The sequence below is a fragment of the Actinoplanes ianthinogenes genome (assembly GCF_018324205.1).
GTDB classification, from domain to species: domain Bacteria; phylum Actinomycetota; class Actinomycetes; order Mycobacteriales; family Micromonosporaceae; genus Actinoplanes; species Actinoplanes ianthinogenes.
Window position 1 is genome coordinate 4,268,992 of record NZ_AP023356.1, and the last position, 11,947, is coordinate 4,280,938.

Annotated in this window: 11 protein-coding genes; 5 read left to right on the plus strand and 6 right to left on the minus strand. The window is 72.6% G+C overall.

The features are described 5' to 3' along the window. The first annotated feature begins 5 nt into the window (after window positions 1-5). Complete coding sequence (locus tag Aiant_RS19185; RefSeq protein ID WP_189328200.1) at window positions 6-1,037, plus strand: RDD family protein; 1,032 nt, start codon at window positions 6-8, stop codon at window positions 1,035-1,037. Continuing rightward, entirely contained in the window at window positions 1,034-2,116 is a 1,083-nt protein-coding gene (hisC, locus tag Aiant_RS19190) for a histidinol-phosphate transaminase (RefSeq protein WP_189328199.1), read from the plus strand. Before Aiant_RS19185 ends, hisC begins: the two co-directional genes overlap by 4 nt. Window positions 2,117-2,255: 139 nt before the next feature. Here the strand turns inward: hisC and Aiant_RS19195 are convergent, their stop codons facing one another. After that, complete coding sequence (locus tag Aiant_RS19195) at window positions 2,256-3,473, minus strand: MFS transporter (RefSeq protein ID WP_229829787.1); 1,218 nt, start codon at window positions 3,471-3,473, stop codon at window positions 2,256-2,258. A 46-nt stretch (window positions 3,474-3,519) separates the two neighbouring features. On the opposite strand from Aiant_RS19195, the gene Aiant_RS19200 reads away from it, so the two are divergent. After that, entirely contained in the window at window positions 3,520-4,659 is a 1,140-nt protein-coding gene (locus Aiant_RS19200) for an ROK family protein (RefSeq protein ID WP_189328197.1), read from the plus strand. Window positions 4,660-4,684: 25 nt separating this feature from the next. Here the strand turns inward: Aiant_RS19200 and Aiant_RS19205 are convergent, their stop codons facing one another. After that, window positions 4,685-6,184, minus strand: a complete 1,500-nt coding sequence (locus Aiant_RS19205) for a DUF6056 family protein (protein ID WP_189328196.1) — start codon at window positions 6,182-6,184, stop codon at window positions 4,685-4,687. A gap of 332 nt (window positions 6,185-6,516) precedes the next feature. Here Aiant_RS19205 and Aiant_RS19210 point away from each other — a divergent pair, with 332 nt between their 5' ends. After that, window positions 6,517-7,551: a glycosyltransferase family 2 protein gene (locus tag Aiant_RS19210; RefSeq protein ID WP_189328195.1), complete on the plus strand. Its 1,035-nt coding sequence runs from the start codon at window positions 6,517-6,519 to the stop codon at window positions 7,549-7,551. After that, entirely contained in the window at window positions 7,551-7,976 is a 426-nt protein-coding gene (locus Aiant_RS19215) for a GtrA family protein (protein ID WP_189328194.1), read from the plus strand. Before Aiant_RS19210 ends, Aiant_RS19215 begins: the two co-directional genes overlap by 1 nt. Here Aiant_RS19215 and Aiant_RS19220 read toward each other — a convergent pair. From Aiant_RS19220 to Aiant_RS19235, 4 genes are read right to left on the minus strand one after another with little or no spacing between them, the layout of a single operon-like run. After that, window positions 7,970-9,121 (minus strand): outer membrane protein assembly factor BamB family protein, encoded by a 1,152-nt coding sequence (locus Aiant_RS19220; RefSeq protein WP_189328193.1) that lies wholly within the window; start codon window positions 9,119-9,121, stop codon window positions 7,970-7,972. The genes Aiant_RS19215 and Aiant_RS19220 overlap by 7 nt on opposite strands. A 60-nt stretch (window positions 9,122-9,181) precedes the next feature. Continuing rightward, window positions 9,182-10,342 (minus strand): outer membrane protein assembly factor BamB family protein, encoded by a 1,161-nt coding sequence (locus tag Aiant_RS19225; protein ID WP_229829786.1) that lies wholly within the window; start codon window positions 10,340-10,342, stop codon window positions 9,182-9,184. 33 nt (window positions 10,343-10,375) lie between these two features. Then, on the minus strand, window positions 10,376-11,230 hold the full coding sequence (locus Aiant_RS19230; protein ID WP_189328192.1) for a hypothetical protein: 855 nt from the start codon (window positions 11,228-11,230) through the stop codon (window positions 10,376-10,378). Window positions 11,231-11,274: 44 nt separating this feature from the next. Next, window positions 11,275-11,931: a hypothetical protein gene (locus Aiant_RS19235; RefSeq protein WP_189328191.1), complete on the minus strand. Its 657-nt coding sequence runs from the start codon at window positions 11,929-11,931 to the stop codon at window positions 11,275-11,277. Window positions 11,932-11,947: the final 16 nt, after the last annotated feature.

Genomic DNA, 11,947 nt, shown 5'->3' on the forward strand with positions numbered 1-11,947 from the left:
TGCGCATGAGTTCCCTTCCCGCGGGTTGGTACAAGGACCCGGCCGACACCACCACCCAGCGGTACTGGGACGGTGAGGGCTGGCTCGGCGAGGCCATCCCGGCTGATGCGGTCCCGCCCGCCGGGCCGCCCCCGGTGGAGGCGGAACCGCCCGTGGCGCCACCCCCGGTGGTGGCGCCACAGCCGCAGCCCTACGCCACGCCCCCGTCGCCGCCGCCCGGTCAGCCGGTCTACGGTCCGCCGCCCGGGTGGCACCAGCCGCCGCCCCCGGGCTGGCAGCAGCCCCCGCCGGGCTGGCACCAGCCCCCGCCGCCGCACGGCTGGCAGCAGCCACCACCTCCGCACGGCTGGCAGCAGCCGCCGCCTCCGCAGGGCGGCTGGCAGCAGCCACCGCCCGCTTGGGCGTACCCGCAGCCGCCGCACGCCTACGTCATGCCGGTCCCGCAGGCCCGGCCGCACGGCATGCTGCTGGCCGGCCTGGGCCAGCGCCTGGCCGCCCGGCTGATCGACATCGCCGTCGTGCTGCTGCTCAACATCGTGATCAACGGCTGGTTCGTCTACCAGTGGTGGCAGGAGTTCCGGCCGATCTACACCCACTACGTGGACCAGGTGATGGCCGGCGTCGAGCCGGACGTGCTGGAGCCGACCGGCCGGATGCAGACGTTGCAGATGACGGTCATCGTGATCGCCACCCTGCTCTGGTTGCTCTACGAGGCACCGATGACCAGCAGCCGGGGGCAGACACTCGGCAAGATGCTGATGGGCATCAAGGTGGTCGGGGTGGACAGCACCGAGCCGATCGGGTTCCGCCGCGGGTTCTCCCGCTGGGCCCAGCTCGGCATGTGGACGCTGTTCTGGTGGTGCCTGGTGGGTCTGGTGATCCAGTTCCTGGACTGCCTCTCCCCCACGTTCGACCCGCGCCTGCGGCAGGCCTGGCACGACAAGGCGGCGTCCACCGTCGTCGTCGCGGTCCCCCGGGGCGCCACACAGACCGTCGAGGCCGCGCCGCGCGGCGACATCCCAGGAGGACCCCAATGACCCGGTTGACCCGCGCCGACCTGGACGCGCTGCCCGCGTACGTGCCCGGTCGCAACGTTGCCGACCTGGCTCGCGAGCTGGGCATCGCCGAGGCGATCAAGCTGGCCAGCAACGAGGTGCCGTACGGCCCGCTGCCCGGCGTGGTGGAGGCGGTCACCGAGGCCGCCCGGCAGATGCACCGATACCCGGACATGGGCGTGCTGGCCCTGCGGGACGCCCTCGCCGAGCGCTTCGGGGTGCCCGCCGAGCGGATCGTCACCGGCTGCGGCTCCGTCGCCCTGGCCGAGATCCTGGTGAAAGCCACCTGCCTGCCGGGTGACGAGGTGCTCTACGCGTGGCGGTCGTTCGAGGCGTACCCGATCATCGCGGCGGGTGTCGGCGCGACCAGCGTCAAGGTGCCGAACACCGCGACACACGGGCACGACCTGACCGCCATGGCCGCGGCGATCACCGACCGGACCCGGCTGATCTTCGTGTGCAACCCGAACAACCCGACCGGCACCGCGCTGCACCAGGCCGAGCTGGACCGGTTCCTCGCGGCGGTGCCGTCCGACGTGCTGGTGGTGCTCGACGAGGCGTACCGGGAACTGGTGACCGACCCGGCGGTGCCGGACGGCCTGGACACCTACGCCGACCGGGCGAACATCGTGGTGCTGCGCACCATGAGCAAGGCCTGGGGCCTGGCCGGCATGCGGATGGGTTACCTGGTCGCCCAGCCCGAGGTGGCCGCCGCCGTGCGCAAGGTGCTCACCCCGTTCTCCACCAGCCTGGTGGCGCAGGCCGCGGCGCTCGCCGCCCTGCGGCAGGAGGCCGAGGTGGTGCGGCGCTGCGCGCTGGTCACCGCCGAGCGCGAGCGGGTCACCGAGGCGCTGCGGAAACTCTCCGTCGACGTGCCGGACAGCCAGGCCAACTTCGTCTGGATGCCGATCGGGGACCGGACCGCCGGGTTCGCGGCCGCCTGCGAGGCGCGCGGGGTGATCGTGCGGGGCTTCCACCCGGACGGCGTCCGGGTCACCATCGGCACCCCGGAGGAGAACGACGCCTTCCTCGCGGCTACCGAAGCGGCACTGGCCGTCTGATCACCATCAAGCCGGAGGCAGCGCCTGACCGGTCCGCGAATCCGCCGCGGGCCGGTCAGGCTTCCTTGCGGCCGATGGTGACATTACGGGGTCGCCGGGCAGGTTTGCCCTGCCCAGCGACCAATGACCCCCTAACGGGTCAGTGTGTGGCCGCCGCCGCGGACACCCGGTGGTGCTCCTCGGCGCTGATCCGGACCGGGAACACCGTCCGGGACGCGACCACCAGCACCCCGGCGGCCGCCGCCAGCAGGCCCGCGAAGGCCGGCAGCCAGCCCAGGCCTCCCGCGGTCACGAACCGCTCGCCGACGAACGCGCCGCTGCCGATACCGATCTGGAACGCCACCACGTAGACCGCCGAGGCGGCGTCCCGGGCGTGCGGCGCGACCCGCAGCGGCACCGCGCCGAGGACCGGCGGGATGGCCGTGAAGGCGGCGCCCCAGACGAGCGTGGCCACGATCGTCGGCCCGAGCCCGAGGACCGGGGCGAGCAGCGCCACCGACACCGCCTGCGCGGCGAGCAGGATCAGCATCAGCGGCCCGGGCCGCCGGTCGATGTGCCGTCCGACCAGGTACGTCGTCAGCAGCCCGGCCACGCCGTAACCGAGCAGCAGCGCGCTCAGCCCGGCCCCGTCCAGCCCGGCGTCCCGGCGCACCAGCGGCGCGATGTAGGTGTACGCCGCGAAGTGCCCGACCACCAGCACCGCGGTCACCGCGCACAGCCGGGCCACCCGCCCGTCCCGCAGGATCCGCACCGCGTTGCGCAGCTGCCGCCCGGCGCCGGCCGTCACGTCCCGGGGCAGCGGCGGCAGCGCGGGCAGCACCACGAGCAGCAGCGCCACGCAGACCGCCCCGCCGACCGCCATCGACCCGATCGCGACCCGCCAGCCCAGCCACTGCCCGAGCGCGGTGCCCAGCGGCACGCCCAGCACGATGGCCAGCGAGTTGCCCAGCGAGGTCAGCGCGGTGGCCCGGCCGACCTGGTCCGGTGGGGCGAGCCGGGCGACGATCGGCCCGAGCACCGACCAGAAGACGCCGTGGGCCAGCGCGCAGAGCAGCCGGGATCCGGCCAGGATCGGAAAGGTCGGGGCGAACGTCGCGGCCGCCTGGGACACGGCGAAAATCGCTACCGTGACGGCGAGCAGACGGTTCCGCGGGATCCGCATGGTGACCGCGGTGAGCGGGATGGTGCTCAGTGCGGCGACCACGGCGTAACTGGTCATCAGCAGGCCCACCCGGGCTTCGCTGACGTGCAGGTCGGCGGAGATCTGCGGTAACAGCCCGATCGGCAGGGCCTCGGCGGCGACGTAGAAGAACGCTGATGCCCCGATGACGGCCAGCGCGGGGCGGTGGAAACTCACCCTCGAACAATATGCTCCAAGACAGAGCATAAGAAGGGGAACGGCTGTGACGACTCGCTCCATCGCGCTGCTCCGGGTGGTCCACCAGAGCCCCGGGGTGACCCGCGCCGACGCCGCCCGGCTGCTCGGCGTCGGCACCGGCGCCGCCACCGAGCTGGTCACCAAGCTGAGCCGGGCGGCGCTGCTGGTGCAGGGCCCGGCCGCGCCGAGCGGCTCCCGCGGGCGGCCGACGACCGTGCTGCTGCCGCACCCGCGGGGCCCGCTCGCGCTGGCCGTCGCGATCACCCACGAGGCCTGGCGGGTCGAGGCGGTCGAGCTGGGCGGCCGGAGCGCCGCGGCCCTGTCCGGCCGGCACGCGGGGACCACCTGGCCCGAGGTCCGCGACGCGGTCCGAGGCGCGCTTCAGGAGCTTCGCCTTCGGTACGCCCACCGCCCGCGCGCCGTGGGCGTCTCGGTCCCCGGAACCGTCTCCCGCACCCACCGCCTGGAGGCCGTCGGTGTCGGCTGGCACGACGTCGACCTCACCGAGCTCTGGCCGGACGCCGAGGTCTTCACGGCCGGCAACGACGCCACCCTGGCCGCCACCGCCGAGTCCCGCCGCGGCGCCGCGGCCGGCGCGTCGATGGCCCTGCACCTGCGGATCGAGGCCGGTCTGGGCGGCGCCGTGGTGGAGGACGGCCGCACGGTGATCGGCGCCCGCGGGGCGGCCGGGGAGTTCGGGCACATGCCGTTCGGCGATCCGGCGGTCCGCTGCCCGTGCGGGGCCCGCGGCTGCTGGGGTGTCGCGGTCGACGGGCACGCGCTGGCCCGCCTGCTGGGCGAGCCGCTCCCGGCCGACCCGATCACCTACGCCCGCCGGGTGATCACCGCAGCCGCCGCCCGGTCCGAGCCCACCGCCGGGGCCGTTCCGGAACTCGCCGCGGTCCGGACCGTCGCCGCGACCCTGGGCCGCGGCATCGCCGGCCTGGTCAACGCGCTCGACGCGGACCTGGTCACGCTCGGCGGGCTCGGCGCCGACCTGCTGGCCACCGTCCCGGAGGAGATCACCACCGCCTACCGCGACGGCCTGATGTCCATCCACCGCGCCGCGCCGCCACCGATCGTCCCGGCCGCCCTGGGCGACCACGGCCCGATCGCCGGCGCCGCCGAGCAGGCCTGGTCCGCCCTGCTCCCGCGGCTCGCCTGAGCGGTGTCCCGCAGCCCGACGCGGCCTAGCGCAGGCGCTTGAGCCGGTCCACGCCGTACCAGGTGGAGGCGCAGGCGGAGACCCAGTCCCGTGAGTAGGTCGAGGTGTAGAACGGCTCGGCGAGGTTCGCGATGTTCAGCGGCTTGTAGCCGACCACGGTGACACCCTCCGCGGCCTGGCGGCGGATCCGCGCGTCCTGCTTGTCCCAGAGCGCCGCCCGCGCCGTGGTGGCGTCGCGCAGCGACTCCACCCGGGGCACCAGCGAGACCACGCCGGCGATCGCGACGCCGGCCGTCAGCACCGCGGTGACCAGGGCGGCGGTCAGCGCCGTGGTGCCCCGCCGGGCGTCCATCACCGCGCGCAGCCCGCGGCCCGCCAGCACCCCGTACGCCAGCAGCGCGAAGACCATCGGCGCCACGAAGCTGAACCAGGTGCGGTAATACGTCCAGCCGGTCGGGCCGTAGCCCTGCCGGACGCCCAGGATGATCACGAACGAGCCGAGCAGCAGCAGCGGGATCGGCAGCAGGAACGCGGCGACCAGCACCCCGCGCGCCGGGCGGCGCCCGGTGACCGTCTCGTCGGTGGTCTCGTCCCGGTCCCGCGGGGTGACCAGCAGGCCCGCGGCCACGCCGATCGCGACGGCGGCCAGGTAGGTCCACTCGGAGGACAGGATGTCGAGCACGCGCGACCAGTCGTGGTACGACCCGCTCAGGTTGTCGGCCGACAGCAGCGGCTGGGCGGCCAGGTTCTGCGACCGCCGCCACTGGGCGCCGGGCGAGGTGTAGAGCACCGCGTACCCGGTCACCATGCCGGCGCAGGCGGCCACGCACCAGGCGAACGGGTACCAGCTGCGCACCTGGCGGAACCACGGCAGGACCAGCAGGCCCACCGTGCCGGCGGCGAGACCACCGATGATCATGAACGGCTCGTTCAGGGTGCCGACGCAGAATCCCGCGATCACCGTGACGACCAGCGCGAAGCCACGCAGCCAGGCCGGGCCGGACCGGCCGGCCCACAGGCCCAGGGTGACGGTCCAGACACCGATCGCGGTGGGCAGCGTGTGCGAGATCGTCGCGGGCGCCCAGAGCAGCGCCTGGTAGGGGTTCTGCGCGGCGGCGAACAGCAGCACCTCGAGCACGGTGGCGATCGCCGCCGACATGAGCCACTGCACCCGCCAGCCGAGCAGCAGCCAGACCTCCCGGATCAGCAGCATCAGCCCGAGGCCGAAGGCCGCGACCAGGAACGCCGGGAACACCTTCATCCCGACCAGCCCGTCGACGTTGACCACACCGCTGATGAACGCGTTGGCCAGCCGCCCGTTCTGGGTCTGGTAGAAGTCCTCGGTGATGCCGAGGATCCCCATGTCCCGGGTCTTCCACAGCGCGCACCAGTCGTCCGAGGTGGGTCGCACATACCGCCCCAGGTACGCCATGACGGCGAGCAGGCTCGCGGCGACCACGGTGACCACGCCGGCGATCACCTGGAGGGTCACGCTGCGCCAGGGCGAAGGTCGAGTTTCCGGCATGTGACTTCTTTCTGTCCGGCTCGGCGGGGCGGGTCTTCGCCTCGCGGGGCGGCGAAAGTCCGGGATCGGGGGACGGAAAGGAAGTGTAGGAGATTCGTTTTCAAGGCGGCGCGCGAGTGACTTAGGCCTCAGCGGAGAGATATACGTCACAGGAATCGCTGGTCACGCCGGGCGGCCGCGCGCTGGCGGGCGCGGCCGCTCGTCCCCTGTAGACGTTTTGACCCTTCGTGCTGATCAAAGAGCAAGTCCACCCGGCGCGCCCATGCTGTGTACGATGCCCCCGCCAGGAGCGCCCAGCCCTCTGCGGTCGCCACCTCATTGGAGTGAACACGATGCGTCTTTCAGTGATCGTCCCCTGTTACAACGAGGAGGACGTCATTGATCTCTTCGATGTGCGGGTTCGCGCCACGCTGACCGAGCTCGCCATCGATCACGAGCTGTGTTATGTCGATGACGGCAGCTCGGACGCAACCCTGGAGCACCTGCGTGCCCTGGCCGAGAAGAACCCGGAGACCACCCGGTACGTCTCGTTCAGCCGCAACTTCGGCAAGGAGGCCGGCATGCTGGCCGGTCTGCGCGAGGCGACCGGCGACGCGGTCGTCATCATGGACGCCGACCTCCAGCACCCGCCGGAGCTGATCGCCCGGATGCTCGAGCTGCACGCCCGCGGGCACGACCAGGTGGTGGCGCGGCGCACCCGGGAGGGTGACAAGTTCGTCCGGAGCCTGCTGAGCAAGACGTACTACAAGTTCATCAACCGGATGGTGGACGTCGAGCTGACCGACGGGGTCGGCGATTTCCGGCTGCTCTCCCGTGCCGCGGTGGACGCGCTGCTCTCCCTGCCGGAGTACAACCGCTTCTCCAAGGGCCTGTTCTCCTGGATCGGCTTCGACACCGTCACCTTCGACTATCAGAACGTGGCCCGCGAGGCGGGCGCCACCAAGTGGCGCTTCAGCTCGCTGCTGAACTATGGGCTCGACGGCCTGATCTCGTTCAACAGCCGCCCGCTGCGCCTGGGCATCCACGTCGGGCTGACCCTCACCGTGCTGGCCGGCCTGTACGCCGCCTGGATCACCGGCGAGGCGATCGTCGACGGCATCGACACCCCCGGTTACGTGACCCTGCTGGTCGCCATCGTCGGCCTGGGCGGCCTCCAGATGGTGATGCTGGGCCTGGTCGGCGAGTACATCGGCCGCATCTACTACGAGTCGAAACGCCGCCCGCACTTCCTGGTCAAGGAGACCAACGTGCCACGCGACGCGTTCCGTGGCAGCGGCGCGGGCGTTCAGGCGGTCCTGTCGCAGCGCGGCACCGCCCCGCAGGAGCGCTGGCCGGTCGAGGAAACCTCCACGGGGCGTCCCGGCTGATGCGGACCCAGCTGTTCCAGATCGCCAAGTTCGCCGCCGTCGGGGTCGTCAACACCGGCACGTTCTACGTCCTCTACCTGCTGCTGCACACCCGGCTGCCGTATTACCCGGCCTACGTGATCGCCTTCGTGATCAGCATGGTCGGCTCGTTCTTCCTGAACACCTACATCACGTACCGCACCAAGCCGACCTGGCGGAAGTTCCTGCTGTTCCCGCTGACCAACCTGACGAACTTCGTGGTCACCTCGGTGGGCGTCTTCGTGCTGGTCGAGTGGGTCCACGTGAACGAGAAGATCGCCCCGCTGGCGGCCGCGGTCGTCGCCATCCCGGTGACCTTCGTGCTCTCCCGCAAGATCCTCACGCACCGCGACGGCGAGCGCCCGGCCGAGGTGCCGGTCGGCGCCGGCAGCCGACCGGCTCAGTAACCGGCGAGCAGCACCGTGTCGGTGGTGTAGTAGTAGATCGGCGAGTCCGGGTCGTCCGGACCGCCGAGGCGGCGTCGCTCGATCGCCAGGTAGTGCTCACTGATCTGGTAAGCGCCGATCTCCCAGAGGTCGTCCTCCTTGCCGAAGGCGAGGCGGACGTCCGCCCTCCGATCCCCGGTGGCGGCGTCCAGGACGACCAGGTGGTGATCCGGGCGGAAGAGCAGCACCTGGGTCGACGAGCCGCCCAGCACCCGGGCCTCGCCGGGCCAGGTCCACCGCACCGTGCCGTCCGGGGCGTACCCGGTGACTGCCCCACCAGCCGCCGCGACGACGACACCGGCGGCGACCGTAGCCTCCGGCCGGTCCAGGGCGGTGGCGCGTTGCGGCGTCGCACTCGCGGTCAGCCAGCCGTGCCCGGCGGCATCGCGGAACCCGGCGCAGCCCGAGTCGGCGACCGGGCAGCCGAGCGGGGTGGACGGGCCGGCCGGCCAGGTCGCCACCGGCTGCCCGCTGCTCGCGTCGTAGGCGCCGACCGGGCAGACGACGACCCCACCGGCCGTGGTGAAGCCGTCCGCGCAATCGGCCGGGGTCTCGATGCGCCAGCGCTGGGCGCCGGTGCCCAGGTCGTACCCCAAAAGGTCGTGACCCTCGGCGACCACGACGGACCCGCCGGCGATCCGCAGACCTGGCGGCGACCACACGGCCGCGGCGCCGGTCCGGTGTCCGGCATAGTCCGGCGCGTCCGGACCGCTCGCCCGCCACAAGATCTTTCCGGTACGCCCGTCCTGCGCCACCAGCTGCCCGTCGGACCACCGGCTGACCACCGTCGTACCGGTGGTGACCACGCCGCTGAGCTGCTCCGGCCAGCGGCGCAGCGACCAGCGGCTGGTGTAGACCGCGCGACCGTAGACCGGCTCGTCGGCACGCAGCTGATGCTTGGCGGCGTAGATCCGGAGCCGGTCGTTGAAGATCAGCGGCGCCACGCTGATCCGGCCCAGCACCCCGGGAGCGGAGACCACCAGAACCGGGTACGGCTCGGGCGAGGTGTCCAGCCGCTCGGCCGGACCGAGCACCCGCCAGCCGATCAGAGCGGAGCTCAGCAGCAGGAGAACCGCCGCGGAAGCTCGCAGCAGCACCCGTGTCACGGGCGTGAAGTATTCCAGGTCGCACCGGGTGCGATCCCGGAACCCGCCGTGATCAGCGCCTCAGATCGCCGCGAGCAGCACCGACTCCGGGCTGTAGTAATAGGTCGGCGACTCGGGGTCGTCCGGCGCGGCCATGCTCTTCCGCTCGATCGCCACGAAGCGCTCCGAGACGAACACGCCCGCCGGGTTCCACTTGTCGTCCTCGTTGCTCCCGAAGAACAGGCCGATCCGGAACCGCCGCTTGCCGGTGACCGTGTCCAGCCCGATCAGCTCGCGCTTCGGCGTCAGCAGCAGAACCCTGGTCGCGTTGCCGCCGAGCAGTTGCACCCCGGTGGCCGGCCAGGTCCACTTCACCGCGCCGTCCGGCTGGTAGGCGGTGACCACGCCGTTGGCGGTCGACACGGGGAGGGTGCCGGCGAGGGTGACGGCCGGGTTGTCCAGCGCGGCGGAGCGCGACGGCACCAGGCCGCCGGCCAGCCAGCCGTGGCCGGCGCCGTCCCGGAAACCGGCGCAGCCCGAGTCGGCGGCCGGGCAGCCGAGCGGGGTGAACGGGCCGGCCGGCAGGTTCGCCGCCGGTTGCCCGCTGCTCGCGTCGTAGGCGCCGGTGGCGCAGAGGTAGAGGCCGCCGGCCGTGGTGAAGCCGTCGGTGCAGGCGGCCGGGGTCTCGATGCGCCAGCGCTGGGCTCCGGTGCCCAGGTCGTACCCCAAAAGGTCGTGACCCTCGGCGACCACGACGGACCCGCCGGCGACCCGCAGACCTCGCGGCGACCACACGGCCGCGGCGCCGGTCCGGTGTCCGGCATAGTCCGGCGCGTCCGGACCGCTCGCCCGCCACAAAACCTTTCCGGTACGCCCGTCGAGCGCCACCAACTGCCCGTCGGACCACCGGCTGACCACCGTCGTGCCGGCCAGCACCACCGCGTTGAGCTGCTCCGGCCAGCGGCGCAGCGACCAGCGCGCGGTCTGCACGAACTTGCCGGTCACCGGCTGGTCGGCGCGGACCTGATGCTTCGAACCGTAGACCCGCAGCCGGTCCTCGACGAGCAGCGGCGCCAGGCTGAGCCGGCTGGTGATCTTGGCATGATCGACGACGGTCGCCTCTGGATAGGGCGAGGTGGCGGTCGCCAGCACCTCGGCCGGCTTGAGGATCCGCCAGCCGACCAGCACGGTGGTCACCAGCAGGACCACCGCCACCGAAACTCGCAGCAGCACCCGGGTCACGGCCGGAAGTATGTCAGGCTCGATCCAGCGAGATCACTCGTACCCACCGTTGATCAGGCCCAGCCGGACCAGCTCGGTGAGCGGCTCGACGACGTTGGCCGCGCCGAATCCGGCGAACAGCGGGCGCGGGGTGTCCCGGTGCCTGCGGGCCGGCTCGACCAGCGGGACCGGGTGGGTGGCGGCCAGCGCCTCGGCCACCTCGGCCACCTCGGCGCCGTCGACCGCCAGCAGCGTGGCAACCAGCACGTTCAGAAAGCCGTGGTGGGTGAAGCCGGTCTCCGGGTCGGTGTGCCGGGTGGCGTGGCGCAGGCCGGCCGCCAGCTTGAACGGGAGCTGCCGGTCGCGGCAGGCGCAGATCACCGCGGCCAGCTCGACCGGGGTGGGGAAGAGCTCGGCGGCCAGGCCGCCGACGCGGAACTTGGGGGCGATCGGGAGGCCCTCGGTGCGGGCGTCGACCACGGTGTCGAGGGCGCCGATCAGGCCCCAGCTGAGCGGGATCTCGGCCCAGATGCGGCTCTCGCCCCGATGCGGGTGCTCGTCGACGGCGAAGGCGCGCAGCAGGGACAGGCCCGGCTGGGGATCCTCGCCGCGGCGGGCCACCGCGGCCTCGATGTGCTCGATCCGCATCCCGGCCGCCCGCAGTTTCTCCACGGTCGCCGGCAACGCGCCGATCGGGATGTCGCCGATCAGCGCGGCGGGCACCCGGGGCACCGGCTCGGTGCCCACCACCGAGGCCGGGACCAGCAGGGCGCCGATCAGCTCCGCGTACCACGCGGAGGCGTGCTCGCGATGTTTCGCCTCAGCGTCGGCCAGGCCGGTCGGGCTGGGCGGCAACAGGGACGCGTCATCGACGAGCCCGGCATACAGCGGAGGCACCATCGTCGACACGATCCGAACCTAACGGACCGCGCACGAAGCGGACAACCATGTGCTCAGAGGGGCCAGCCCGCCGTCTCGATCGTCAAGCGCGTGGGCAGCGGTTTCTCCGCTGGGAACGCCGGAATCCGGAAGGCGGTCACGTGCTTCGGGTCGGCCGTGCGGCGCATGCAGTACGCCCGGCCGGCCTCCAATTCCATATATTGCGATTGATATGTCGCGCCGTTGGCCTCGGCACACGCCTCCGGTCCGCCGAACGGGTCACCGACCGCCCGGGCCACCACGGACCGCTTCTCCAGCGGGTCGGCGCTCCAGACCCGGACGTCGTCGCCGGTGCAGTGCTGGGCGCCGTCGTCCTTGCCGGGGGTGGAGCAGATCAGCGAGATGTCGCCGGTCCAGGCGTCCGGGCCGGGGCGGGGTGGGTCGAGGAGCAGGATGGCGGCCTGCGGGTACTTGTCGCCCGGGGGCAGCGGAAGGTCCAGGCGGAGGACGGCGGCGCCCAGGGCCGCCTGGGCGGTGGGCGGCGTCTTCGCGGCGGGGTTGTCCGGGCGGTGGGAGCGGTAGAGCAGGACGCCGGTGGCCGCGGCGGCCAGGGTCATGATCGCCAGCCCGGCGGCGAAGTAGGCCCGGCCCAGGGTTTCGGCCCGGAACAGGACGAACAGGACGACGGCCAGGGCGGCCAGGGCCAGGGCGGCAATCAGAAGATCGGCCATGAGGGTCAAAATACGG

Coding starts and splice junctions, on each gene's coding strand:
- Aiant_RS19185 (WP_189328200.1), top strand. CDS start 6: ATGAGTTCCCTTCCCGCGGGTTGGTACAAGGACCCGGCCGACACCACC.
- hisC (WP_189328199.1), top strand. CDS start 1,034: ATGACCCGGTTGACCCGCGCCGACCTGGACGCGCTGCCCGCGTACGTG.
- Aiant_RS19205 (WP_189328196.1), bottom strand. CDS start 6,184: ATGCCGGAAACTCGACCTTCGCCCTGGCGCAGCGTGACCCTCCAGGTG.
- Aiant_RS19210 (WP_189328195.1), top strand. CDS start 6,517: ATGCGTCTTTCAGTGATCGTCCCCTGTTACAACGAGGAGGACGTCATT.
- Aiant_RS19215 (WP_189328194.1), top strand. CDS start 7,551: ATGCGGACCCAGCTGTTCCAGATCGCCAAGTTCGCCGCCGTCGGGGTC.
- Aiant_RS19235 (WP_189328191.1), bottom strand. CDS start 11,931: ATGGCCGATCTTCTGATTGCCGCCCTGGCCCTGGCCGCCCTGGCCGTC.